22 protein-coding genes and 2 pseudogenes are annotated in these 23,877 nt (G+C 73.0%); 12 read left to right on the plus strand and 12 right to left on the minus strand.

Going from position 1 to position 23,877, the window contains the following annotated elements:
• Positions 1-8: 8 nt before the first annotated feature.
• Together GCE65_RS08900 and GCE65_RS08905 are read right to left on the minus strand one after the other, a co-directional pair.
• Positions 9-1,556, minus strand: coding sequence for a glycosyl hydrolase family 18 protein (locus tag GCE65_RS08900; RefSeq protein WP_194928656.1), 1,548 nt, complete (start codon positions 1,554-1,556; stop codon positions 9-11).
• A 95-nt stretch (positions 1,557-1,651) separates the two neighbouring features.
• Positions 1,652-3,199, minus strand: coding sequence for a glycosyl hydrolase family 18 protein (locus GCE65_RS08905; protein ID WP_153878139.1), 1,548 nt, complete (start codon positions 3,197-3,199; stop codon positions 1,652-1,654).
• Positions 3,200-3,434: 235 nt separating this feature from the next.
• Between GCE65_RS08905 and GCE65_RS08910 the strand changes: the two genes are divergently transcribed.
• From GCE65_RS08910 to GCE65_RS08960, 11 genes are all read left to right on the plus strand, one after another.
• Complete coding sequence (locus GCE65_RS08910) at positions 3,435-4,211, plus strand: DeoR/GlpR family DNA-binding transcription regulator (RefSeq protein ID WP_153878140.1); 777 nt, start codon at positions 3,435-3,437, stop codon at positions 4,209-4,211.
• 9 nt (positions 4,212-4,220) lie between these two features.
• On the plus strand, positions 4,221-7,079 hold the full coding sequence (locus tag GCE65_RS16600) for an FAD-dependent oxidoreductase (RefSeq protein WP_228759856.1): 2,859 nt from the start codon (positions 4,221-4,223) through the stop codon (positions 7,077-7,079).
• Positions 7,076-8,140, plus strand: coding sequence for an NAD(P)/FAD-dependent oxidoreductase (locus GCE65_RS08925; RefSeq protein ID WP_228759857.1), 1,065 nt, complete (start codon positions 7,076-7,078; stop codon positions 8,138-8,140). The genes GCE65_RS16600 and GCE65_RS08925 overlap by 4 nt, the downstream gene beginning before the upstream one ends.
• Positions 8,141-8,172: 32 nt before the next feature.
• The gene (locus GCE65_RS16605; protein ID WP_228759858.1) at positions 8,173-8,313 is read left to right on the plus strand and encodes a hypothetical protein; all 141 of its coding nucleotides are present in this window, start codon (positions 8,173-8,175) and stop codon (positions 8,311-8,313) included.
• A 69-nt stretch (positions 8,314-8,382) separates the two neighbouring features.
• Positions 8,383-9,879, plus strand: coding sequence for an amino acid permease (locus GCE65_RS08930; RefSeq protein ID WP_153878142.1), 1,497 nt, complete (start codon positions 8,383-8,385; stop codon positions 9,877-9,879).
• 140 nt (positions 9,880-10,019) lie between these two features.
• Entirely contained in the window at positions 10,020-10,322 is a 303-nt protein-coding gene (locus GCE65_RS08935) for an urease subunit gamma (protein ID WP_152818503.1), read from the plus strand.
• A complete protein-coding gene (locus tag GCE65_RS17060) occupies positions 10,319-10,783 on the plus strand; it encodes an urease subunit beta (RefSeq protein WP_152818502.1) in 465 nt (154 codons plus the stop codon). The genes GCE65_RS08935 and GCE65_RS17060 overlap by 4 nt, the downstream gene beginning before the upstream one ends.
• Entirely contained in the window at positions 10,780-12,489 is a 1,710-nt protein-coding gene (locus GCE65_RS08945) for an urease subunit alpha (RefSeq protein WP_153878143.1), read from the plus strand. Before GCE65_RS17060 ends, GCE65_RS08945 begins: the two co-directional genes overlap by 4 nt.
• A gap of 8 nt (positions 12,490-12,497) precedes the next feature.
• Positions 12,498-13,163 carry an urease accessory protein UreF gene (locus GCE65_RS08950; RefSeq protein ID WP_152818500.1) on the plus strand — a complete coding sequence of 222 codons (666 nt, stop codon included), beginning with the start codon at positions 12,498-12,500 and terminating at the stop codon, positions 13,161-13,163.
• Positions 13,156-13,980: an urease accessory protein UreG gene (gene ureG / locus GCE65_RS08955; RefSeq protein ID WP_228759859.1), complete on the plus strand. Its 825-nt coding sequence runs from the start codon at positions 13,156-13,158 to the stop codon at positions 13,978-13,980. The genes GCE65_RS08950 and ureG overlap by 8 nt, the downstream gene beginning before the upstream one ends.
• Positions 13,977-14,885, plus strand: coding sequence for an urease accessory protein UreD (locus GCE65_RS08960; protein ID WP_194928657.1), 909 nt, complete (start codon positions 13,977-13,979; stop codon positions 14,883-14,885). Before ureG ends, GCE65_RS08960 begins: the two co-directional genes overlap by 4 nt.
• A 48-nt stretch (positions 14,886-14,933) precedes the next feature.
• On the opposite strand, the gene GCE65_RS08965 is transcribed toward GCE65_RS08960, so the two are convergent.
• The 6 genes and pseudogenes from GCE65_RS08965 to GCE65_RS17065 form a co-directional block, all read right to left on the minus strand.
• Positions 14,934-15,647: an ABC transporter ATP-binding protein gene (locus tag GCE65_RS08965; RefSeq protein WP_153878144.1), complete on the minus strand. Its 714-nt coding sequence runs from the start codon at positions 15,645-15,647 to the stop codon at positions 14,934-14,936.
• A complete protein-coding gene (locus GCE65_RS08970) occupies positions 15,628-16,677 on the minus strand; it encodes an oligopeptide/dipeptide ABC transporter ATP-binding protein (protein ID WP_228759861.1) in 1,050 nt (349 codons plus the stop codon). Before GCE65_RS08970 ends, GCE65_RS08965 begins: the two co-directional genes overlap by 20 nt.
• A complete protein-coding gene (locus GCE65_RS08975) occupies positions 16,674-17,471 on the minus strand; it encodes an ABC transporter permease (protein ID WP_153878145.1) in 798 nt (265 codons plus the stop codon). The genes GCE65_RS08970 and GCE65_RS08975 overlap by 4 nt, the downstream gene beginning before the upstream one ends.
• A 61-nt stretch (positions 17,472-17,532) precedes the next feature.
• Positions 17,533-18,672, minus strand: a complete 1,140-nt coding sequence (locus tag GCE65_RS08980; RefSeq protein ID WP_228759862.1) for an ABC transporter permease — start codon at positions 18,670-18,672, stop codon at positions 17,533-17,535.
• Positions 18,654-19,346, minus strand: coding sequence for an ABC transporter substrate-binding protein (locus tag GCE65_RS16830; RefSeq protein WP_255475308.1), 693 nt, complete (start codon positions 19,344-19,346; stop codon positions 18,654-18,656). Before GCE65_RS16830 ends, GCE65_RS08980 begins: the two co-directional genes overlap by 19 nt.
• A gap of 31 nt (positions 19,347-19,377) precedes the next feature.
• Positions 19,378-20,340 (minus strand): annotated as a pseudogene (locus tag GCE65_RS17065) (ABC transporter substrate-binding protein); the annotation flags it as partial.
• 48 nt (positions 20,341-20,388) lie between these two features.
• Between GCE65_RS17065 and GCE65_RS08990 the strand changes: the two are divergent.
• On the plus strand, positions 20,389-20,691 hold the full coding sequence (locus tag GCE65_RS08990) for a metalloregulator ArsR/SmtB family transcription factor (protein WP_194164972.1): 303 nt from the start codon (positions 20,389-20,391) through the stop codon (positions 20,689-20,691).
• Position 20,692: 1 nt separating this feature from the next.
• Here the strand turns inward: GCE65_RS08990 and GCE65_RS08995 are convergent, their stop codons facing one another.
• The 4 genes and pseudogenes from GCE65_RS08995 to GCE65_RS09005 form a co-directional block, all read right to left on the minus strand.
• Complete coding sequence (locus tag GCE65_RS08995; protein WP_152818496.1) at positions 20,693-21,220, minus strand: CarD family transcriptional regulator; 528 nt, start codon at positions 21,218-21,220, stop codon at positions 20,693-20,695.
• Between the two features lie 249 nt (positions 21,221-21,469).
• Positions 21,470-22,783: an ATP-binding cassette domain-containing protein gene (locus GCE65_RS09000; RefSeq protein WP_255475266.1), complete on the minus strand. Its 1,314-nt coding sequence runs from the start codon at positions 22,781-22,783 to the stop codon at positions 21,470-21,472.
• A 115-nt stretch (positions 22,784-22,898) separates the two neighbouring features.
• Positions 22,899-23,192 (minus strand): annotated as a pseudogene (locus tag GCE65_RS16835) (ATP-binding cassette domain-containing protein); the annotation flags it as partial.
• On the minus strand, positions 23,189-23,812 hold the full coding sequence (locus tag GCE65_RS09005; protein ID WP_228759863.1) for an ABC transporter permease: 624 nt from the start codon (positions 23,810-23,812) through the stop codon (positions 23,189-23,191). The pseudogene GCE65_RS16835 and the gene GCE65_RS09005, both read right to left, overlap by 4 nt.
• Positions 23,813-23,877 lie beyond the last annotated feature (65 nt).

Here is a 23,877-nt window from a genome sequence, read left to right on the forward strand (position 1 = left end):
GCGTCGTTCTAGATGAGGGTGAGGGTGAGCGCCCCGGTGTAGGTGCCCGGGGTCGTGTTCGAGGGCACCCCGAGGTCGAGGTCGGCCGAGCAGTCGAAGCTGCCGCCCGATCCGGCACCGGTCGCCGAGCACAGCGTGCTCGCCTCGTCGAGTCCGGAGCCCGGGGCCTGGTCCTCGCCCGCGCTCACCGCGACGTCGTCTCCGGCGAGGTCGCCGCCTGCGGCCACCGAGGCGGCCGGACGCCACCCGAGGTTGGCCGCATCGAGCACGTGGTCACCCGCGGGTGCGCGCAGGTCGCTCGCCTGACCGGTGAGGGACCAGCCCGCACCGGTGCCGCGGGCATCGACCACCGTGACCTGACCCAGCGCCCCGGAGACGACCTGGTCGGTGCCGTCGAGGGTGACGTCGGGCAGCACGACCGGGGCCAGATCGGCCTCGAGGCTGAGCGGGCCCGCCTTGACCGTCGTGGTCACGGTCGTCTGCGCCTCGTTGTCACCGTGGGTGAACGGGGCGAAGATCCGCGAGAACTGATACGGCTCCCCGCCGTGACGCCCACGCCCGTCGCTCTGGAGCACCCAGAACGAGAGCGCCCACAGATCCTTCTGGATCGCCCAGTCGAGCACCTTGACCGCATCCTCGGGCGTGAACTTCTCGCACTGACCGAAGTCGGAGTTGCCCGGCATCTCGATGATCCCGATCATGCTCCAGATCTCCTGCTCGGACTTGTCCGGGTAGAGGTCCGAGAGGATCCCGTGCAGTGAGTTCCCCGCCGCGATCGTCGAGGCGGCCATGTCGTGCGGTGGGCCGCTACCGTCCTGGCACGCGTAGGAGACGTCGTCGTAGTAGGAGAACGTCATGATGTTCACCGCGTCGATCCGGGTGCCGTTCTCGACGGCGTTGCGCAGTAGGAGCATGCTGCCGTCGTTCAGCCCGGTGGTCCACGTCGGCTGGGTGTAGACGAACTCGACTGTGCGGCCCTCCTCGGCGGCCCAGTCCTGCACGATCTTGATCGCCTTGTTCCGCCGGTCGATCGACTCCTCGGCGCCGGGCTTGGTCAGCGACCCGCCCTCGATGTCGAGGTCGATCCGGGTGAAGTCGTAGGCCTCGATCACCCGGATGAACTCCCGGGCGATCGCGTCGACGTCCGTGCAGCTGTCGGCCAGCTCGACGCCGCGGGTTCCGGCGGCGGCTCCCCCGAAGGAGGGGAACACGTCCCCGCCGGCTGCCCGGATGGCCTCGATGCCGTCGCGGTAGGTGGGTCCGATCGGGGAGTCGGCCCGACCGTTCCAGTACACGGTGCAGTCCCCCGGCCGGAGGGTCTGCAGGAACGCGAGGGTCATGTAGTCCGCGCCCGAGTCCTGACTCACCTGGAACAGGTCGTCCCGGGGGCTGTTGTTGTAGAAGTACGGGGCGAACACGTGGGCGGGAATCGCCGACCCGTCGTCGGCGGGGGCGGCCTGCGCCGGGGCGACGAGGGCCATGGCACCGGCGATCATGCCGGCGACGACCGCGCCGACGCCGAGCGTCCTCGATCGTCGAAATCGTGAGTTCGTCATCGAACCTTCCTTGCTCATGAGATGGGGTGAAGGCGTCGGGGGCACCGCGTGGGGCGGCGCCCCCGACGCCTGGTACGAGGCCTGGTGGCGTCGTTCTAGATGAGGGTGAGGGTGAGCACCCCGGTGTAGGTTCCCGGGGTCGTGTTCGAGGGCACTCCGAGGTCGAGGTCGGCCGAGCAGTCGAAGCTGCCGCCCGATCCGGCTCCGGTCGCCGAGCACAGCGTGCTCGCCTCGTCGAGTCCGGAGCCCGGGGCCTGGTCCTCGCCCGCGCTCACCGCGACGTCGTCTCCGGCGAGGTCGCCGCCTGCGGCCACCGAGGCGGCCGGACGCCACCCGAGGTTGGCCGCATCGAGCACGTGGTCACCCGCGGGTGCGCGCAGGTCGCTCGCCTGACCGGTGAGGGACCAGCCCGCACCGGTGCCGCGGGCATCGACCACCGTGACCTGACCCAGCGCCCCGGAGACGACCTGGTCGGTGCCGTCGAGGGTGACGTCGGGCAGCACGACCGGGGCCAGATCGGCCTCGAGGCTGAGCGGGCCCGCCTTGACCGTCGTGGTCACGGTCGTCTGCGCCTCGTTGTCACCGTGGGTGAACGGGGCGAAGATCCGCGAGTACTGGTAGGGCTCGGCACCGTTGAGGCCACGGGCGTCACGCTGCAGCACCCAGAAGGAGAGCGCGAGGATGTCCTTCTGGATCGCCCAGTTGAGCACCTTGACCGCATCCTCGGTGCTGAAGGCCTCGCATGGGCCGAAGTCGGAGTTGCCGGGCATCTCGATGATCCCGATCATTCCCCACAGTTCGCTGTCGGACTTGTCCGGGTAGAGATCGGCGAGGATCCCGTGCAATGCCGTGCCGGCGCTGATCGTCGCGGCGGCCATGTCGTGCGGCGGACCGTCGCCACGCCGGCAGGCGTTCGAGACCGCGTCGTAATAGTCGAAGGTCATGATGTTGACCCCGGCGAGCTCGACGTCGTGCTCGACGGCGCTGCGAAGCAGCTTCATGCTGCCCGCATTGAGGCCCTCGCTGGCGTAGGTGGGCTGGGTGTAGACGAACTCGACTGTGCGGCCCTCCTCGGCGGCCCAGTCCTGCACGATCTTGATCGCCTTGTTCCGCCGGTCGATCGACTCCTCGGCGCCGGGCTTGGTCAGCGACCCGCCCTCGATGTCGAGGTCGATCCGGGTGAAGTCGTAGGCCTCGATCACCCGGATGAACTCCCGGGCGATCGCATTCACGTCCGTGCAGCTGTCGGCCAGCTCGGTACCGTTCGACCCGGTCCGAGCACCCCCGAAGGAGGGGAACACGTCGCCGCCGGCGGCCCGGATGGCCTCGATGCCGTCGCGGTAGGTGGGTCCGATCGGGGAGTCGGCCCGACCGTTCCAGTACACGGTGCAGTCCCCCGGCCGGAGGGTCTCGAGGAACGCGAGGGTCATGTACTGCGCCCCCGACTCCTGACTCACCTCGAAGAGTTCGTCGGTGGGATTGTCGTTGAAGAAATACGGCGCGAACACATGCGGGGGAATCGGATCCCCCGCTTCGGTCGGCGCCGCCTGGGCTGGAGCCGCGATGCCCGCGAGGGCGAGGCCGGCGATGGCCACGCCCGCTCCGAGGGCAGTACGGGACCGTCGGGTCCTGAAGTTCGTCATCGAACTCTCCTAATTGGAAGGAAACTTTCCTATCTGGCACGGACAACCTATGGGGGTCCGAACGCGGCTGTCAAGCCCTGTCCGCTACCGAAGAACTCGATCGATCGACTTTGGTCGAAGCGGCGGACTCCCGGCCGGCCCGAGGCTGTGACCTCTGCCCGTTCTTGACAGAATCTGCCCGGTCTTGCATGCTTGCGGTCACGATCGGTAATCATCCCCGGACCAAGGACGGCTCATGCTTGCAGCGACGCGGCGCGCCCGGATCGTCGACCTCGTCAGGTCACACCGGTCGATCTCCAACGACGCCCTCGCCTCCGAACTCGACGTCTCGGTCGAGACGGTCCGCCGCGACCTGGACCATCTCCATCGGCAGGGCGCCCTCCAGCGGGTCCGCGGTGGCGCCGTCCGCCGGCGCACCGCGGTCTCGACCGAACCGTCGTTCCCGGCTCGGCAGGACCTCGCGGCCGCGGAGAAGAACGTGATCGCCCACGCGGCCGCGGCGCTGGTCGCCGAATCCCGCACGGTCTTCCTCGACATCGGCACCACGGCGGCCGCGGTGGCGACCGTGCTCGCCCCCGAGTTCCGCGGCACCGTGGTCACGCCCTCGATGCGGGTCGCGGAGATCCTGAGCGAGTCGGCCGCGATCGAGGTGCTCGTCCCGGGAGGCCGGGTCCGCGGCGGAGACATGTCGATCTCCGGTCCGACCGCACGCGCCTTCCTCGCCGACATCAACCCGGACGTCACCCTCCTCGGCACCGGCGGGGTCGACCTCGAGGCGGGAATCACCGACTTCGAGCTCGCCGAGGTCGACATCAAGCGTGTGGTCATGGCCAACAGCGCCCACACCTACGCCCTGGCGGACTCCTCGAAAGTCGCCGTCCGAGCGCCCTACCGAGTCTGCGACCTGTCCGAGGTCGACGCCGTCGTGACCGATCTGGGGATCTCCGAGAGTGACCGCGACGCGTTCGACTCCCACGGCATCGACGTCATCGTCGGCCCCATCCACTCCTGAAGGAACCCCATGGCCATCCTCGCAATCGACCAAGGCACCTCCGGAACGAAGGCGATCGTCGTCGACGGTGAGACGATCCTCGCCGTCGCGGACCGGGAGATCCGCCCCCACTACGGCCCGGGCGGCGTCGTCGAACAGGATCCCGGCGAGCTCCTCGCCTCGGTCCTCGACTCCGCCCGTGAGGCCGTCGCCGCGGCCGGAGTGCCGCTGAGTGCGGTCGCGCTCGCGAACCAGGGCGAGACCGTGCTCGCCTGGGACCGAGAGACGGGCGAGCCGCTCACGCCGGCACTGTCGTGGCAGGATCGGCGGGCCGAGGAGATCTGCACCGAGCTGGCCGACCACGCCGCGCGCGTGCAGGCCCGCACCGGGCTCCAACTCGACCCGTACTTCACGGCTCCCAAGATGGCCTGGCTCCGGCGTCACTGGACCGCGGCCGGCGTGGTCACCACGACCGACACCTGGATCGTGCACCACCTCACGGGGCGGTTCGTCACCGACACCTCGACCGCCTCCCGCTCCCTCCTGCTCGATCTCGACCGCGTCACGTGGGACCCGGAACTCGCGCGCCTCTTCGGCCTCGACTCCGAGGAGTTCCCCCAGCTGGTCGCCAGCGACGAGATCGTCGGCACGACCACGCTCTTCGGCGGCGAGGTGCCGGTCACCGGCCTCATCGTGGACCAGCAGGCCGCGCTGCTGGCCGAGAGTTGCACCGTGGCCGGCACCGCGAAGTGCACCTACGGCACCGGGGCGTTCCTGCTGGCCAATCTCGGCCCGACCCCCACCCGGTTCGACAACGGCCTGACCACCTCGGTCGCGTGGACCCTGCGCGGCGCCACCACCTACTGCGCGGATGGTCAGGTCTACACCGCGGCCTCCGCCGTGCGCTGGCTCATCGACCTCGGCCTCATCGATTCGGCGGCCGCGCTCGACGGCGTGGCCGCCGCCTCCGCCGAGGGCGTCATGTGCGTGCCCTCCTTCGCCGGCCTCGCGGCCCCGTGGTGGCGCTCCGACGCGCGCGCCGTGCTCACGGGCCTCGGCCTCGCCTCCGGCCGCGGACAGATCGTTCGCGCCGTCCTCGACGGCATCGCCGCACAGGTCGCACACCTCGCCGGTCTCGTGGAATCCGGGGCCGGCGGGCAGTCGATCGAGCGGCTCCGGGTCGACGGCGGCCTCACCCGCTCGCGCGTGCTCATGCAGACCCAGGCCGACCTGCTCCAGGCACCGGTGGACGTCTTCGCCTCCCCCCCACGCGACCGCCCTCGGCGCCGCGGCGTGCGCACGCATGGCCCTCGACCCGGCCCTGCCCCTCACCGACGCCCCGATCCCCTGGCAGCCGTCCCAGTCTCACACCCCCGCGATCGACCGCGCCGAGGCCACCCGATTCCGGTCGGACTGGCTCTCGGCCCTCACCGCGAACCTTCCCCAGGAGCGCTCATGACCTACGACATCCTCATCGTCGGAGCCGGCGTCGTCGGCACCGCCCTCGCGCGCGGGCTCAGCCGCACGACCGCCTCGGTTGCGGTCCTCGATTCCGCGAACGACGTGGGCACCGGGACCTCCAAGGCGAACACCGCCATCCTCCACACCGGCTTCGATGCCGCGCCCGGCACGCTCGAGGCCCGGCTCGTGCGCCGCGGATACCGGCTGCTCGGCGACTACGCACGGGCCGCCGGGATCGCCGTCGAACGCACCGGTGCGATCCTCGTCGCCTGGAACGAGACCGAGGTCGAGGCACTGCCCGCCCTCAAGGCCAAGGCCGAGGCGAACGGCTACGACGCCTGCCGCATCGTCCCCGCCGAGGACGTCTACGCGGCACTGCCCCACCTCGGGCCCGGGGCGCTCGCCGGGCTCACGGTGCCCGACGAGTCGATCATCGACCCATGGACGCCGTCGCTCGCCTTCGCGACCGAGGCGACGGCGAACGGGGCGCACCTCCTGCTCGGGCGGGAGGTCACCGGCGTGAGTGTCGGAGCCTCGACCACGACGGTGCACACGAGCGCCGGGGACGTCACCACAACCTGGCTCGTCAACGCGGCCGGGCTCGGCGCCGACACCCTCGACCGGCTCCTCGGCCACGACCGGTTCACGGTCACCCCGCGCCGCGGCGAACTCCTCGTCTTCGACAAGCTCGCGGCCCCGCTCGTGACCCGGATCGTGCTGCCGGTGCCCACGGCGCTCGGCAAGGGTGTGCTCGTGAGCCCGACGGCGTTCGGGAACGTCATGCTCGGCCCGACGGCCGAGAACCTCGAGGACCGGACCGCCACGAACACCTCCGAGGGTGGGTTCGAGTTCCTGCGAAGCAAGGGCGAGCGGCTCATGCCCCGCCTCTTCGACGAGGAGGTGACCGCCTCCTACGCGGGGCTGCGGGCGAGCATCGACCACCCCGACTACCTCATCGAAGTCGACGCCGCGCAACGGTACCTGCTCGTCGGCGGCATCCGATCGACCGGCCTCACCTCCGCCCTGGCCATCGCCGAGTACGCCGAGGAGCAGCTCGCCGCCGCGGGCCTGAACCTGCCCGCCCGGCCGGATCCGGCCCCCGTGCCGGTCATGCCCAACCTCGGCGAGCGCTTCCCCCGGGCCTCTCAGCAGCCGGATCGCATCGCGGCGGACCCGAGCTACGGCGAGATCGTCTGCTTCTGCGAACGGGTGAGTGCCGGCGAGATCCGCGACAGCCTGTGCTGCGCCGTCCCCGCCGTGGATCGGGCGGGGGTGAGCCGGCGCACCCGCGCCACGAACGGGCGCTGCCAGGGATTCTTCTGCGGCGCCGCCGTCGACGCGCTCATCACCGAGCACGGCCGGGACCCCGGACCGCCCTGCCGGATCCGGCAGCCCGAGCAGAACCAGCAGCACGAGGAGCAGGAATGACCACGAACCCGGACGTCCTCGTCATCGGCGCCGGGCCCTCCGGACTCACGGCCGCCACCGAGCTGCGGCTGCGGACCGGGGCGAGCGTCGTCGTCCTCGAGCGCGAGCAGACCGCCGGCGGGATCCCCCGCCACAGCGACCACATCGGCTACGGCATGCGCGACCTGCACACCGTGACGACCGGCCCGAGGTACGCCGCCCGGCTCGTCGACGCCGCCCTCGACGCGGGCGTCGAGCTGCGCACCGGCACGATGGTCACCGCCTGGACCCCGGAGACGGGCGCCGAATGCACGAGCCCCGCCGGCCACTCGCGCCTGCGCGGACGGGCGACCCTGCTCGCCACGGGCGCACGCGAGCGCCCCCGGTCGGCCCGGATGATCCCCGGCGGCCGGCCCGCCGGGGTGCTCACGACCGGGGAACTGCAGAACACCGTGCACCTCCACCACCGGGGCGCGGGCACGAAGGCGGTCGTCGTCGGCGGGGAGCTCGTGTCCTGGTCCGCCGTCATGACCCTGCGGGAGGCCGGCTGCGAGACGGTCGCGATGGTCACCCGCCACGCCCGCCCCGAGTCCTACGGCGTGTTCAACCTCGGGGGCCGGGCGATGTTCCGCACCCCCCTGGCGACCCACGCCCGGGTGACCCAGGTGCTCGGCCGCCACCGGGTCACCGGGGTGGAGCTCGAGGACTCCCGCACGGGCGAACGCCGGATCGTCGAATGCGACACGGTCGTGTTCACCGGGGACTGGATCCCCGACCACGAACTCGCCCGGGCCGGCGGCCTCGCCCTCGACCCGGGCACCCGCGGGCCGCTGGTCGACGCGCTCGGCCGCACGAGCCACGTCGGCGTGTTCGCCGCCGGGAACGCGGTCCACCCCGTGGACACCGCCGACGTCGCGGCGCTCGGCGGCCGGCACGCGGCCGGGCCATCGCCCGCTTCCTCGCCCACCCGGACTCCCCCGCGTGGGGAGGCGGGCTGCGGATCGAGGTCGCGGCACCGCTGCGCTGGGCCTCGCCCGGCTGGTTTCACCCGCACCTGCCGCCCGCGCGTCAGCGGATCCTGACGTGGAGCGAGGAGTACATCGGCGCACCGACCGTGACCGTCTCCCAGGCGGGAGCGGTCATCGGGCGCCGCCGCCTGCCGTGGCCCGCCTCACCCGGCCGGGTCTTCCGCATCCCGTGGTCGCTGCTCACCGGCGCCGTCCCCGGGGCGGGCCCGATCACGATCTCGCTCTGAGATCCCCCACCCCGCTCGTCCCCCCCCCGCTCACCGGCCGACGCCGGGGGCCAGTCACGAAGGAACGCAATGACGCAGTCACTCAACCCCGAGCCGCGCTCGGGCACCCCCGACCAGCCGACGCTGGCCAAGGACCTGAGCCCGTTCACCCTGTTCGCGGTGGCGTTCGGCTTCGTGTCGATCGCCACCGGTATCTTCACCGCCTACGGCTCGGTCCTGCTCACCTCCGGGCCGCTCGGGATGTGGACCTGGCCGATCGTGGTCGTGGGCCAGCTCGCCGTCGCCCTCATCTTCGGCTCGCTCGCCGCGCGCGTGCCGGTCACGGGGTACGCGTATCAATGGGTCTCGCGCCTCGCCAACCCCGTGCTCGGCTGGATCATGGGCTGGGTCTCGTTCATGTTCCTCGGCGTGGTCGTCGTCGCCGTGGACTACACGATCGCCTCGGCCATCCTGCCCGTGCTCTTCGGCTACGTCGGCACCGCGGCGAACGCCTGGGCGATCACGGCCGTGGTCATCATGCTGCAGGCCCTTCTCGTGGCCCTGTCCACCCACGCCACCCAGAAGGTGAACAACACCGCCGTCACGATCCAGCTGACCGGCATGATCCTGCTCGTCGTGCTCCTGTTCGCCGTCGGGATCGCCACCGGCCAGTTCGACGTGGCCAACCTGTTCACCAAGGCGGACATCCCGGCCGAGAGCTACTTCGGCCTCGGCTCGCTGACCCAGGTGAGCCCCTGGGCGCTCGGCTTCCTCATCGGCGCGTTCACGATCGTCGGCTTCGAGTCGGCCGCCAACCTGGCCGAGGAGACCCGCGACCCGGCCCGCGTCGTGCCCCGCGCGATGTGGCAGGCCGTGCTCACCCTCGGCATCATCGGCTTCCTGTTCATCGTCGCGGTGACCGGCCTCGCCGGCGACCCGGTGGGCCTGGCCCAGTCGGCCACCCCGGTCGCCGACATCATCCAGGGAGTGCTCGGCAGCTTCGTCGGCAAGGCCCTCCTCGTGCTCGTCGTCATCTCGATCTTCTCCTGCGGGCTCGTGATCACCCTGAGCGGGTCGCGGCTCGTGTGGGCCATGTCCCGCGACGAGCGCTTCCCGGGCTGGAAGGCCTGGCGCAAGATCAACCCGAACCGGGGCACGCCGATGAACGCGACGTTCTTCATGTTCGCGATCGGCCAGATCGTGCTCGGCGTCTTCTCCTTCCGCACCGACGCGCTGTTCGCGCTGTTCTCCGCCGCGACCCTGCTGCCCGCCTGCATCTACGCCGGCACCGTGCTGCTCTACATCGTCAAGCGCAAGCAGCTGCCGCCCACCCGCGGGTTCAGCCTCGGCAGATGGGAGATCCCCGTGCTCGTCGTGGCGGTCGTGTGGCTCGTGTGGGAGCTCGCGATCTTCCGGGACGAGTCGTTCCGGGCCTCGTGGGCGTACGTGTTCGTCATGCTCGCCATCGGCGCCGTCTACTTCTCCTTCCTGCTCAAGAAGAAGGGGGTCGAGGGACTGACGATGCCCGACATGGCCTCGATCGACTCGGCCCTCGACGAACTCCCGCAGGAGTCGCGCCGGCATTGATCCGAACGGCACACCCGGGCGGTCACCGAACGCGGTGGCCGCCCGTCGGTGCGAGACCGGGCCCGCAATTGCCCGCGAGCCGATGACGCCGGAACCTTCCGCTGTTAGTGTCGGCCGAGCAGGCGGAAGAGAGGTCACTCATGCATCTGGCTCCATCCGACACAGAGAAGTTGCTGCTCAGCGTCGCGGGCATGATCGCGCGCGACCGGCGCGGACGAGGAGTCCTGCTCAACCATCCCGAGGCCACGGCGCTGCTGTCGTGCTGGGTGATCGAGCGGGCGCGGGAGGGGGCGATGGTCGCCGATCTCATGGCCGAGGGGCGCACGGTCCTCGGCCGGGAGGAGGTCATGGAGGGCGTGCCCGAGATGATCGGCGACATCCAGGTCGAGGCCACGTTCCCCGACGGCCGCAAGCTCGTGACGATCACGGATCCGATCCAATGATCCCCGGCGAGATCCGCACCCGGCCCGAGCCGCTCGAGATGAACTCCGGCCGCGAGCGCAAGCCGCTCGTGGTGGTCAACGGCGGTGACCGGCCCATCCAGGTCGGCTCCCACCTGCACTTCTCCGACGCGAACCCGGCGCTGCAATTCGACCGCGAGGCGGCCGTCGGCTTCCGCCTGGACATCCCCGCCGGCACCTCCGTCCGCTTCGAGCCGGGAGTGAGCCGCACCGTCGATCTCGTCGCCCTCGGCGGCCGGAGACACGTTCCCGGCCTGCAGCTGCGCGACCGCCCCCTCGAGGGGCACGCCGTCGAACGCGAGCCGCGCCGCGTCGTCCCCTTCGGCACGCCCAATACCGAGAGCGAGAAGCCTCCGCGGGCGATGGGGATGCACATCCGCATCAGCGACGACGCCCCCGACGCCGCCGATGTCACCGGAGAGTCCGAGGAGGAGCCCTCATGAGCTGGATCGACCGTCGTCAATACGCCCAGCTGTACGGGCCCACGGTGGGTGACCAGATCCGGCTCGGTGACACCGACCTGTGGATCGAGATCGAGGAGGACCGCACCGCCGGCGGGGACGAGACGTCCTTCGGCGGGGGCAAGACGATCCGCGAGTCCATGGGCCAGGGGTCGACGCTGCGCTCCGAGGGCGCCCTCGACCTGGTCATCACCAACGTGGTCGTGCTCGACCACTGGGGCATCGTGCGCGGCGACGTCGGCATCCGCGACGGGCGCATCGTCGCCGTCGGGAAGGCCGGCAATTCCGATGTCATGGACGGGATCACGGCCGGGATGCAGATCGGCCCGAGCACCGACGTCATCGCCGGCGAGGGGAAGATCCTCACCCCGGGCGCGATGGACACCCACGTGCACTTCCTCAGTCGGATCGAGATGCACGAAGCCCTCGCCACCGGGATCACCACGGTCACCGGCGGCGGCACCGGCCCGACCGAGGGCTCGAAGGCCACGAGCGTGACGCCCGGGGCGTGGTCGCTGGCGATGATGCACCGCGCGCTCGATCATCTCCCACTCAACGTCATCCTGTTCGGCAAGGGCAGCACCGTCTCCCAGGCGGCCCTGGCCGAGGAGGCGCTCGCCGGCGCCGGCGGCTGGAAGGTGCACGAGGACTGGGGTGCGACCCCGGCGGCGATCGACGCGTCGCTGCGGGCGGCGGACGAGTTCGGGCTCCAGGTCGCCCTCCACGCCGACAGTCTGAACGAGACCGGCTACGTGCAGGACACCCTCGATGCGATCGCCGGCCGCGGCATCCACGTGTTCCATGCCGAGGGCGCGGGCGGGGGCCACTCCCCCGACATCATCACGGTCGCGGCCGAGGCGAACGTGCTCCCCGCCTCGACCAACCCGACCCTGCCGCACACGGTGAACACGGTCGACGAACACCTGGACATGCTGCTCGTGGTCCACCACCTCAACCCGCGGGTGCCCGAGGATCTCGCGTTCGCCGAATCCCGGATCCGCGCCTCGACGATGGCCGCCGAGGACATCCTGCAGGACATGGGCGCCCTGTCGATCACCTCCTCCGACGCGCAGGCCATGGGCCGCATCGGAGAGCTGATCACGCGCACCTGGCAGGTGGCGCACGTGATGAAGAACCGGCTCGGGCGTCTCGACTCCGAGCTGCCCGCCGACAACGAGCGGGCGCGCCGGTACGTGGCCAAGTACACGATCTGCCCGGCCGTGGCGCACGGGATCGACCACGAGATCGGCTCGATCGAGTCGGGCAAGCTCGCCGACGCGGTGCTGTGGGATCCCGCGTTCTTCGGCATCCGGCCCTGGGCGGTCATCAAGGGCGGCGCGATCGTGGCCGCCCCGCTGGGCGACCCGAACGGGGCCGTGCCCAACCCGCAGCCCGTGTTCGTGCGCCCGACACTGCCCGCCGAGGCCTCCTCGGCCGCACGGCTGGCCACCACCTGGGTCTCCCCGGCCGCCCTCGAGGACGGCCTGGCCGACCGGCTCGGCCTCACCCGCCGCCTCGCCGCCGTGCGCCCGACCCGGGAGATCGGCAAGAAGGACATGCCCAACAACACCGCACTGCCCGCCCTCGACGTGGATCCGGAGACCTTCGCGATCACGATCGACGGCGAGCTCGTGCGGCCCCAGCCCGTCTCCGAGGTGCCGCTCGCGCAGCGGTACCTCATGTTCTGACGGCGCCGATGGCCGGAACGCTCGGAGCCCTGCTCCTGACCGACGGGCGCCTGCCCTCGGGCGGCTACGCCTATTCCGGCGGCCTGGAGCCCGCGCTCGGTGCCGGGCTGGCCCCCGCGGACATTCCCGCCTATATCCGTGCCCGCGCCCGGACCGTGGCCCTGGTGGAGGCGAGCGCCGCCGTGCTCGCGCAGCGATCGGCGCTCGACGCCCCCGACCGCCTGGCGCGGGTTCACGAAGCGCTGCTCGCACGCACCCCGAGCGAGCCGCTGCGGGAGATCTCGGGATTCCTGGGGCGGGGCCTGCTTCGGATGGCCCGGCGCCTGTGGCCCGACCATCCCGGCGTGATCGCGCTGCGCGGGATCGACACCCCGCTCCGGCCGATCGCACTCGGGGCCGTCGCCGCCGCCATGGGCATGAGCGCGGAGGCGCTGGCCCGCGCGAGCTTCTACGACGACATCCAGACGGTCACCTCGGCCACCCTCAAGCTCGCCCCGATCGACCCGGTGGACACGGTCGGCTGGCTGATCGACCTCGAGCCACTGATCGAGGCCCTCATCGCCCAGGTCCTCGCCATCGACACCGTCACCGACCTGCCCGCCCTGACCGCCCCATCGGCCGAACAGTGGTCCCTCGATCACGCCGGCAAGACAAGGAGAATCTTCCGTGCCTGAGAACAACACCGCCACCCGGCGCGCCATGCGACTGGGGGTCGCCGGCCCCGTCGGGACCGGCAAGAGCACCCTGATCGCCACGATGTGCCGCGCCCTCGCCGACGAGCTGAGCATCGCCGTGGTGACCAACGACATCTACACCGACGAGGACGCCCGGCTGCTGCGCGCGGCCGGAGTGCTCCCGATCGAGCGCATCCACGCGGTCGAGACCGGCGCCTGCCCCCACACCGCGATCCGCGACGACATCACCCCGAACCTGCTCGCCGTGGAGGACATCGAGGAGGAGTTCGCCCCGCTCGATCTGGTGATCATCGAGAGCGGCGGTGACAACCTCACCGCGACGTTCAGCCCCGCGCTCGTGGACGCCCAGATCTTCTGCCTCGACGTGGCCGGCGGCGGGGACGTCGCGCGCAAGGGTGGGCCGGGGATCGAACGCGCCGACCTGTTGCTCGTGAACAAGATCGACCTGGCCCCCTACGTCGGCGTGGATGTCGAGCGGATGGTCGCCGACGCCCGCGCGGCCCGCGGCGGGTTGCCCGTGCTCGCGATGAGCCAGCACGACCAGCACACGATCGCCGCCCAGGCCGAGTGGGTGCGCACGATCCTCGACGACTATCGGCACGGGCGGCACGTCCCCCGCGACCCCGGCCCCATGGCGCCGCACTTCCACGCCGAAGGCGAGGAACATGGGCACAGTCATGCCGACGGCATGGAACATGGGCACAGCCATGCCGAAGGCGAGGAACATGGGCACAGCCACGCCGACGGCGAGGAACATGGGCACAGTCACGCCCGGCCCGGGGCATCGCTCGGATGACCCGGCCGACGCGCGCGCGGGTCCACCTCGTCGACGGCCGCGCGCGGTTCACCGACCTCGGCGTCGGCACGTACCTGCGTCCGCGACCGATGGACGTCGACGGCGCCTCGGCCCGGCTCGCGCTCGTGGGCACGTATGCCACCCTCCTCGCCGGCGACGACCTGCGCATCGACCTCGAGGTCGGCCCCGGCGTGTACCTGGAGGTGATCGAGCCGTCGGGGACCGTGGCCTATCACGTGCAGGGCGGCGTCGCCCACTGGAGAGCCGATGTCACGGTGGGGCCGGGGGCCCGGCTCGTCTGGCCCGCGTCCCCGTTCGTGATCACCGCCGGGGCGAACCTCGTGCGGCACACCCACGTCGAGCTCGCCGCCGGCGCCCGGGCGCTCCTGCGCGAGACCCTCATGTTCGGGCGCACCTATGAGGCGACGGGCGGCCCGCTGCGGTCCACCACGCACGTGAACCACGACGGCCACGCCCTCCTGGTCGAGGATCTGGACCTGCGCGCCGCCCCCGACCGGGAGCTGCCCGGCATCATGGGCCCGAACCGGGCGATGGCCTCGGTGCTGCTGCTCGGCTCCCGTCCGGACCGGGTCACGGGCGGCCACGAGACCCGGTTCGCGGGCCCCGGGGCGATGGCCCGCGCGCTCGCTCCGCACGCGCACACCGCCGAGGAGGCGGTGGCCGGCTCCTGGGACCGCTGGCACGAGGAGTTCCTCGCCCCGGAGTCCCCGGCATCCCCGAAGTCCTCAGCGTCCTCACCGTCGTCAGCGTCGTCAGAGTCCTCAGGGTCGTCAGGGTCGCCAGCGTCCTCAGCGTCGTCAGAGTCCTCAGGATCCTCAGGGTCCTCAGCGTCGTCAGGCTCCTCGCCCATCCCGGACCCGGCCCCCGCCCTGGCAGCTGATTAGCACCGGGCGCCGAATGCGGGATGCTGTCGAGGCAACGGGCCGGAGCCGTCACGCAGTCCCGGGTTCGGCGGCGGGTCGGCCCGTTCGCTCGAGCTCCTCCAGCTCGAGCACTCGATCCGCGAACGCCCCGAGCAGCAGCCGGTCGTGGCTGACCACGAGCACCCCCGTGCCCGCCGCGGCCAGACCGCGCAGCAGGTGCGCGATCGTGGCGGTGGCCGCGGCATCGAGCATCGCGGTCGGCTCGTCGCAGATGAGGTAGTCGGGAGCGGCGGCGAGGCTGCGGGCCAGGCACGCCCGCTGCAGCTGCCCCTCGGACACCTGCCCCGGCAGCCGGTCGAGCAGGTCCTCGGTCAGCCCGGCCCGGCGCGCGAGGGAGGCCGCAGTCACCCGGTCGGTCCGATCGGCAGGGCCGGCCCGGCCCGCCCGGTCCGCCCGGCCCGCACCGTGGCGGATCGGCTCGGTGATGATCCGTTCGAGTCGCCGGCGGGGATCGGTCGCGGTGCGCGGGCTCTGGTGCACGAGCCCGACGCGCCCGTCCATGCGCCCGCGCCGCGTCGCGACGGCCACACCGTCGACCGTGACGCGGCCACGGCCGGGCATCCGGAGGCCGGTGAGGATCCGGGTGAGGGTTGTCTTCCCCGCGCCCGAGGGCCCGCGCAGCCCCACGACCGTGCCCGGCTCGACCAGCAGGCTCACGGCCTCGAGCACCCAGGGCCCGCCGGCGTCGTAGCGGAAGCCCACGTCAGCGGCCACGAGCGCCATCCTCACCTCCCGAAGTGGGGCCCGCGGCCGCGAGCCGGTCGGCGAACAAGTAGTCCGCGGGCAGGTCGGTCAGCTCGGGCGGCAGCCCGGGGATCGGCCGGAGCCCGCGGGAGGGCAGCGCCGCGAGCAGCGCCGCCGTGTAGGGGTGAACCGGATGCGTGAGGACGGCGCCCGCTCGCCCGGTCTCGACGATGCGCCCCGCGTACATGATCGCCAGGTGGTCGGCGACGCCGGTCGTCTCGATCGCCTGCAGGTCGTGGGTGATGATCAGGACCGCGGCGCCGGCGTCGGCCACCTCCCGCAGGAGCGCCAGGATCCGCCTCGACAGGTCCGGGTCGAGGCCGGCGGTCGGCTCGTCGGCCACGAGCACCCGTGGGTTCCCGGCCAGGGCGGCCGCGACGGCGGCCCGCTGGGCCATCCCGCCGGAGAGTTCGTGCGGATACAGCCCCGCCACCGCGGCGGGGAGCCCGACGCGCGCGAGCAGGTCCGCGGTCGAGGCGGCCGCTTCACCGGTGGGCAGGAGGGCGGCGGCCCCACCGTCCCGGCCGGGGCCGCCGATCCGGCGGGGCGGGTGGGAGGCACGGGAACTGCGGGCACTGCGGGCACTGTGGGGACCGCGGGGACTGTGTGGACCGCGGGGACCGCGGGGCCGGGTGGCCCGGAGCGCCTCGTCCAGCTGGCTGCCGAGCGTGCGCACGGGCGTGAACGTGGTCGCACCGGACTGGGCGGCGAACCCGAGGTATCGTCCGCGCAGCGGCCGCCACCGATGGTCCGCAGCGCCGAGCATCTCGGTGCCGGCGACGCGGATCGACCCGCTCGCCCGGGTGCCGGGCGGCAGGAATCCGCACAGCGCCGAGGCGAGGGTCGTCTTGCCGCTGCCGGATTCGCCGGCGAGCACGGTCACGGTGCCGGGCATGAGGTCGAGGCTCACGTCGGTGGCCGCATGCACCCAGGACGCACCGGCCGGCAGCCGCAGGGTGAGCCGCGCGACCTGGACGGGCGCGGCCGGGGCGGGCTGCGTCGTCCTCACGCGATCGCCTCGCGTGGTCGGCGCCCGCGGGCGGCGGCCCCCAGGCCGGCGACGGCGAGGGTGGTGAGCACGAGCAGGCCGGCGGGCGCGGCGAAGGACCACCAGGCGCCGGTGAGCAGGTCGCCGCGGGAGATCTCCAGCAGGGTGCCGATGCTGGGCCGGTCCGGGGAGAGCCCCAGGCCGAGGAAGCTCAGCGTGGACTCGTGCCAGATCGCGTGCGGGAGCATCATGACGAGCGCGATTCCGGCCTGCGGGAGGGCGGCGGGCACGAGGTGCTCACGCAGGACGCGTCCACGGGTGGCGCCCCACAGGTAGGCGGCCTCGACGTAGTCGGCCCCGCGCACGATGAGCATCTCGGCGCGGACGATCCGGGCGATCTGGGGCCAGTGGGTGAGCGCGATCGAGGCGATGATCGCGGGCACGGACCCCCGGTAGAAGGCCACGAGCACGATGCCGAGCAGCAGGTGCGGGAGGGCGTTGACGGCGTCCGTCAGGCGCATGACCACGGTGTCGAACCGGCCGCCCATCGTGGCCGCCAGGGCCCCGACCGCTCCCCCGGCCGCGGTCGCGACCACGGCGCACACGGCCGCGATGATCAGCGAGATCCGCAGGCCCGCGGCGGTGCGCACGAACAGGTCGTAGCCGGAGTGGTCGGTCCCGAACCAGTGCGCGGCGCTCGGGGGCTCGAGGGCGCGGGAGAAGTCGGCGGTCGCCCCGCCGGCGAGCCAGGGCACGACGATCGCGTAGCCCGCGACCAGCGCGAGCACCGTGAGCGGCACCCCGAACCGGCTCATGCGGGCGCGGCCGGTCCATCTGATGGGGGTCCGGCGGCGGGAGGGCGCGGTCCGGGTCGGCTCAGACGTCACGGCTCACCCGGGGGTCGAGCAGGAGGTAGGCGGCGTCGGCGAGAAGGGAGCCGGCGAGCACGGCCGCGGTGGTGGCCACGGTCAGGGCGGCGAGCAGCGGCAGGTCGAGCGCCTGGGCGGAGGTGACCACCGCGCCGGCCACGCCGGGCCAGGCGAAGATCTCCTCCACGAGCACGGCGCCGACGATGAGCTCGGGCAGGCGCGCTCCGATGATCGTCACCAGCGGGGCGAGCGAGACGGGCAGCACGTGGGCGGCCACGATCCGTGCCGGCGCCAGCCCGCGCGAACGCGCGCCCCGCACGGCATCGGAGCCGACCGAGCCGGCGACCGAGGCGCGCACGGACAGGAGCAGCCACGGGAGCTGGCTCAGGGCGAGCACGAGCATGGGCAGCACGAGGTGCGCGGCCACCGACCCGACCGTGGGTGCCCGGCCCGGCGCGCTCGCCCCACCCGCCGGGGCCCAGCGCAGCAGCACGGCGACGACCGCGACGCCGCCGAGGGCGAGCACGAACGGTGGAATCGCCTGGATCACCACGGCGCACCCGGAGCAGATCCGATCGAGCGGCGAGCCGGGCCGCAGCCCGGCGAGCGTTCCGCCCACGAGCGCCGCGGCGACCGCGATCACCAGGGCACCGGCGGAGAGCAGCACGGTCCAGCCGAGCCGCTCCCCGATCACCTGGGTGACCGGGGCCGAATAGACCCGCGACCAGCCCAGGTCGCCGCCGAGCAGGTCCCCGGCCCACGCGAGCCAGCCGTGCCACCACGACGCGTCGAGATCGAGGTGCTCGCTCATCGACGCCTTCTGGGCGGTCGAGGTGTGCTGGTACCGGTCGCCCAGGTAGGCGGCCAGCGGGTCGAACGGCGAGCGGGACGCGAGCACGAACACCCCCGCCGAGACCGCCACGAGGATCGGCACCGCCGCCGCGAGCCGCCGGCCCCCGAGCCGGGCCAGGTCGCCGCGCCGGCGCCGCCACCTGCCCCGCGGTGGGGTCCCGATGGCGGCCCTGGCAACTCTGTCGGTCGTGTCGGCCCTGTCGGCTGGGTCGGCTGGGTCGGCTGGGTCGGCTGGGTCGGCTGGGTCGGCTGGGTCGATCGTGTCGGTCGGGTCGGTCATGGCGAGCCGCGCCATCCCGCCAGATTCCACCAGGGCCCCCACGTGACCCCGTGGGAATGGGGCTCGAGCACGAGGGGCCCGCGGTCCCAGTCGTCGTCGGCGATGACGTAGGTGTGGTCGAGGAAGGCGAGCAGCACGTGCGTGGGGTGGTCGATGTAGGCGGCCTGGGCGGCGCGGTAGGCCTCGGCCCGTTCGCCCTCCTCGAGACTGCGGCGTGCCCGGTCGAGCGCGGCGTCGACGCCGGGGATGGTCAGCCCGGCCGGGTTGTCGTACGGCGCGGTCTCGGGGCCGCGGGAGTGCAGCACCCCGTACAGCTGGGTGTCGAGGTCGTAGGGCTTGTCGCCGCCGCCGAGGAGGATGGCGACGTCGGGGAGGCGGGCGTCCATGCGGTCCCACGAGGCGCCCTCGAGTTCCACCCGGATGCCGAGCGCGGCCATGTCCGCGGCGAAGGCGGTGGCCACATCGCGCCGCAGGGAGTCCGAGGCCGGATACATGAGCGTGAACTCGGCCCGGTCGTCGCCGCGTTCGCGGATCCCGTCCGGGCCGGGCAGCCACCCGGCCTCGTCGAGCATCGTCCGGGCCCGGTCGGGGTCGTAGGCGAAGGTGGCCGCGGGGTCGAAGGCCTCGCCGTAGACGGCGGCGGCCGGGGTGTGGGCGGGCCGGCCGCGGCCGGCGAGCACGTCGGCGATGAGCGCGGCCCGGCGGCCCGAGGTTCATCGCGATCCGGGCGGGCTCGTCGGCCGTGAACGGATTCGTGGCCGGCAGGGACACCCCGCGCCAGTCGGCCGAGCGCGCGGAGACCACCTGGACGCCGTCGACGCCCTCGAAGGTGGCGGCGAGCCGGGGCGGGAGCACCGTGCCGTCGAGGCCGCCGGCGCGCATCCGCTGGGCGCGCGCGTTGTCGTCGGGCAGGTGGGCGACCACGAACCGGCTCACCTCGGGCTCGCCGCGCCAATAGTCCTCCCGGGCCTCGAACACGGCCTGGTCGGCGCTCAGGTCGGCCAGCACGTACGGTCCGGTGCCGATCGGGGCGCGGTTGAGGGCCGAGTCGACCGCAGGGCCTCCGGTCAGGGCCTCGGAGGGGGCGATGCCGAGCAGGAGGAGCACGGGGAAGGCACTGTAGGGATGGGTGAGGTCGAAGCGCACGCGGTGGCGGTCGAGCGCAGTGACCGACCCGATCACGTCGTAGGCGGCGGCGACGGCCGAGGCGGACGCCGGGTCCGAGACCGCCTCGTAGGTGGCCACGACGTCGGCGGCATCGAAGGCGGACCCGTCGGAGAAGGTGACCCCCTCGCGCAGGTCGACCTCCCAGCGGGTGCTGTCCGCGTTGCCCACGGGGTCGGCGGCCGCGAGCGCCGGAACGAGGGCGGGCAGGGCGCCGTCCGTGCTGGATTGCGGGCGCAGCAGGCCGTCGTAGAGGGGAGAGACTCCCAGCTCGCCGTAGCCGTTGATCGGGTTGTAGCCGCCCAGGGGCTGGGGGTCGCCGAGCACGAGGGTCTCGCCCGCCGCCCCCGGGTCCTCCCCGCCGGCGCCCGACCCGGTGGCCGGGCCGCCCGTGCACGCGGCGAGCGAGAGTGCGGCGAATGCCCCCGCTGCGATGCGGGCTCGTGTCGCTGGCGCTCTCACGCGGAGCCTTCCGATCGGGTCATGACGATCGGCCGAGTCTAATCTGAACACCTGCACATATCAGCAGGTATGGCCCGATCCGTGCCGATCGGGCAGAGTGGGCGGATGCACGCAGACGAGCACGGCCCGGACATCGCGGCCTGGGCGGAGCGCTTCAGCCTCCTCGGGGCGCCGACGAGGCTGCGGCTGCTCGCGGCGATGCACGAGGCCGGCCCGCAGACGGCGACGGTCGGCGACCTGGCCCGGAGCGCGGGCATGACGGAGACCGCCGCCTCGCAGGCGCTGCGCCTACTGCGCCTGCAAGGCTGGGTGCGCGACGATCGCAGCGGCCGGTCGGTTCGCTACACGCTGGTCGATCCGACCGTGCACGAACTCCTCCACCTCATGGGCGCGACCCACGAGGCGTGACTCAGCTGGCCAGCGCGAGCGCCTCGGCGGTCAGGGGCGGGACCTCGCGCTCGAGCACCGCGGTGAAGATCATCTCCTCGACCTGCTCCTCGCTCACCTTGAGGGCGATCGCGAGCTCCGCGGCGAAGGTGGCGGTGGCCTCGCGCAGGATGTTCGCCTCCCCGTAGGAGACCTTCTTCTCCTCGTTCCGGCGGGCGAGGTCGCGGATGAGCCCGGCCAGCGTGCGCAGGTTCCCGCTGCGCAGCCGCTCGGTGTAGCTCTTGAAGCGACGCGACCACACGTTGTCGAAGGGCTCGCTGTCGGCCACGAGCAGCTCGAAGATCTCCTTGACGCCGTCGGCGTCGACCACGGCGCGCACGCCCAGCTCCTCCGCGAGGTCGACCGGCAAGGCGACCTCCATCCCGTCGCTTCTCACCGTCAGCATGAGGTACCGCTTGCTCTCGCCCCGGATCTTGCGGGTGGAGAGCTTGTCGACCGTCGCGGGTCCGTGCTGCGGGTGGACGATGATCTGGCCCTTGGAGAACTTCACTGAAGAATCCCTTCCCACATGAGTGCGCCGCACTCAGCCTCGGTTTCCGCGTTCTGCCGGCCGCCAGAGACTGTCTCGCTCCCCGCCATTCCCCCTCCGGGTGGAGCAGTGGAGACACGGAGGAATTCACAATCACATCTGGTGGTTGTGCCCGACCTCCGCGAGTCGACTGGACCATTGTCTCATAATCTGGACATAAATGCCAGTCGATGGTAGTGAGCTGTCGATCGGTTACGGATGGGCACCGGCTCAGGCGCCCTCCGGGGCCGGGATCGGCACCTCGGCGGCCTCGAGCAGCGCCCGGGTCGCCGGGTGCGCGGGGGCGGCCCACACCGCCTCGACCGGCCCCTCCTCCACGAGGCGGGCCCGATGCATGACGGCCACCCGCTCGCACACCGTGCGCACGACCGCCAGGTCGTGGGAGATGAACACGAGCGCGGTCCCGGTGCGCTGCGCCAGCTCCGTGAGCAGATCGAGGATCGAGGCCTGCACGGTCACGTCGAGGGCGGAGACGGGCTCGTCGAGCACGAGCACCTCGGGGTCGGCGGCGAGGGCGCGGGCGATCGCGAGCCGTTGGCGTTGCCCGCCCGAGAGCGCGCGGGGGCGGCGGTCGAGCACGGCCCCGGGCAGGCGCACGGCCTCGAGCAGGTCGCGCGGGGTGTGGTCGGTGCCGGCGACGTCGATCGCCGCCCGCAGGATCGTGCCGGCGTTCCAGCGCGGGTCGAAGGAGCCGAGCGGGTCCTGGGGCACGAGCCGGATGCGGCCGCGGTGGATCCGGCGGCGGCGCTCGCTCAGGTCGGTCCACGGTGCCCCGGCGAGGTCGACGCGGCCCTCGTCGGGGCGCTCCGCCGCGAGCAGCATCCGCGCGAGCGTCGACTTCCCGCTGCCCGATTCGCCGACGATCCCCAGCGACTCCCCGCGCCGGACCGACAGGTCCACGCCGTCGAGGGCCGCGAGGGAGCGCCCGCCCGGGAGCCGGTAGTGATGCCGCAGGCCGGTGGCGCGCAGCACCTCGCCGCCCGCCTCCCCCCGCTCCTCGCCTGAGGCCGTGCCGCTGCGACCGCGTGGGGACGACGCCCGCTCGCCTCGGGCGCTCGGGGGCGGCGCGGGTTCCGGCAGTGGTTCGCTCGGCCCCCGCGACCCCCGCGACCCTCGCGACCCGCGCGGGCGCCGGGGTCCCCGTGGAACGGCCTCGAGCAGCGCCCGGGTGCGGGGATGGCGGGGCCGCCCGAGCACCTCGCCGGTCTCGCCGTGCTCGACGATCCGGCCGGCCTCGAGCACGGCGACCTCGTCGGCCAGCCGGGCCACGGCGGACAGGTCGTGGGTGACGAGCACGATCGAGGTGCCCCGATCGCGCAGGCCCGCGAGCAGTTCGAGCACGCCGCGGGCGGTCGTGGCATCGAGCGCGGTGGTCGGTTCGTCGGCCACGAGCAGCGGCGCCCGGCCCACGATCGCGGAGGCGATGAGGGCCCGCTGCCGCATCCCCCCGGACAGCTCCCCCGGGCGTTGCGCGGCCCGGGTCTGCGGCTCGTCGAGGCCCGCGCGTGCGAGGGCCTCGAGCACGCGGCGCCGGCGCTCGATGCGGCCGACACCGCGCAGCCGGAGGGTCTCGCCGACCTCGGCGCGCGACGGTGCGCAGCGGGTCGAGCGAGCCGAGGGCGTCCTGGAGCACGAAGCCGATCTGCCGCCCGCGCAGGGAGCGCCACTGCCCCGCGGTGGCACGGCGCACGTCGCGGCCGGCGACGAGGAATCGATCGCTCGAGGTCCGTGCGGGGGATCCGCCCTCGCCCGCGAGCCCGACGAGGCTGCGCGCGAGCACCGACTTGCCGGCCCCGGACTCCCCCACGACGGCCAGGCACCGGCCCGGAGCCAGGCGCAGGTCGACGCCGTCGAGCACGGTTCCCACCCCGGCAAAGGCGACGGTCAGGCCGGCGAGGTCGAGCACCGGGTCGCCCGCGGCGCGCCCGCTCATGCCGGGGCCGCCGCGCTGATGCGCCGCCCGAGCAGGGTCAGGGCGGCTGCGGTCACGGTGATGGCCAGCCCCGGGGCGAGGGTGAGCCACCAGGAACTGTCGATGTAGAGCCGGCCGTCGTTGAGCATCGCCCCCCATTCCGGCGAGGGCGGCAGCGACCCGAGCCCGAGATAGCTGAGCGCCGAGACCCAGATGATCGCCTGCCCGACCCCCAGGGTGGCCACGGCCACGAGCGGCCAGACGGTGTTCGGGAGCACGTGACGGGCGAACACCCGCGGGCCGGGGAGTCCCTCGAGCCGGGCGGCCAGCACGTACGGGCTGCGGGCCACGGCCTGGGCGCGGGCCCGCAGGATCCGGGCGTAGCCGGGCGCGGTCGCCAGCCCCACCGCGATGACGGAGGCCTCGACCCCGGCGCCGAGCACGGCCACGAGCAGCAGGGCGAGCACGAGCGAGGGCAGCGCGAACATCACCTCGATGATCCGGCTGAGGCCGGCGTCGAGGCGGCGGGGGCCGAGGGCCGCGCCGAATCCCAGCACGACCGCGAGGGACAGGCCGATCGCGGTCGCGGCCGCCGCGATGCCCAGCGAGAGGCCCGTGCCGTGGACGATGCGGGTGTACACGTCGCGGCCCGAGGCGTCGGTGCCGGCGATCCCCGCCCGCCCCGGGGGCGCGAACGCCTCCGTGG

Source organism: Pseudactinotalea sp. HY158 (assembly GCF_009660225.1).
Lineage (GTDB): Bacteria > Actinomycetota > Actinomycetes > Actinomycetales > Beutenbergiaceae > HY158.

What these genes read in the sequence shown, in the direction of transcription:
- GCE65_RS08900 (WP_194928656.1), bottom strand. Translation starts at nt 1,556, where the DNA reads ATGACGAACTCACGATTTCGACGATCGAGGACGCTCGGCGTCGGCGCG.
- GCE65_RS08905 (WP_153878139.1), bottom strand. Translation starts at nt 3,199, where the DNA reads ATGACGAACTTCAGGACCCGACGGTCCCGTACTGCCCTCGGAGCGGGC.
- GCE65_RS08910 (WP_153878140.1), top strand. Translation starts at nt 3,435, where the DNA reads ATGCTTGCAGCGACGCGGCGCGCCCGGATCGTCGACCTCGTCAGGTCA.
- GCE65_RS16600 (WP_228759856.1), top strand. Translation starts at nt 4,221, where the DNA reads ATGGCCATCCTCGCAATCGACCAAGGCACCTCCGGAACGAAGGCGATC.
- GCE65_RS08925 (WP_228759857.1), top strand. Translation starts at nt 7,076, where the DNA reads ATGACCACGAACCCGGACGTCCTCGTCATCGGCGCCGGGCCCTCCGGA.
- GCE65_RS08930 (WP_153878142.1), top strand. Translation starts at nt 8,383, where the DNA reads ATGACGCAGTCACTCAACCCCGAGCCGCGCTCGGGCACCCCCGACCAG.
- GCE65_RS08935 (WP_152818503.1), top strand. Translation starts at nt 10,020, where the DNA reads ATGCATCTGGCTCCATCCGACACAGAGAAGTTGCTGCTCAGCGTCGCG.
- GCE65_RS17060 (WP_152818502.1), top strand. Translation starts at nt 10,319, where the DNA reads ATGATCCCCGGCGAGATCCGCACCCGGCCCGAGCCGCTCGAGATGAAC.
- GCE65_RS08945 (WP_153878143.1), top strand. Translation starts at nt 10,780, where the DNA reads ATGAGCTGGATCGACCGTCGTCAATACGCCCAGCTGTACGGGCCCACG.
- GCE65_RS08950 (WP_152818500.1), top strand. Translation starts at nt 12,498, where the DNA reads ATGGCCGGAACGCTCGGAGCCCTGCTCCTGACCGACGGGCGCCTGCCC.
- GCE65_RS08960 (WP_194928657.1), top strand. Translation starts at nt 13,977, where the DNA reads ATGACCCGGCCGACGCGCGCGCGGGTCCACCTCGTCGACGGCCGCGCG.
- GCE65_RS08965 (WP_153878144.1), bottom strand. Translation starts at nt 15,647, where the DNA reads ATGGCGCTCGTGGCCGCTGACGTGGGCTTCCGCTACGACGCCGGCGGG.
- GCE65_RS08975 (WP_153878145.1), bottom strand. Translation starts at nt 17,471, where the DNA reads ATGAGCCGGTTCGGGGTGCCGCTCACGGTGCTCGCGCTGGTCGCGGGC.
- GCE65_RS08980 (WP_228759862.1), bottom strand. Translation starts at nt 18,672, where the DNA reads ATGGCGCGGCTCGCCATGACCGACCCGACCGACACGATCGACCCAGCC.
- GCE65_RS08990 (WP_194164972.1), top strand. Translation starts at nt 20,389, where the DNA reads ATGCACGCAGACGAGCACGGCCCGGACATCGCGGCCTGGGCGGAGCGC.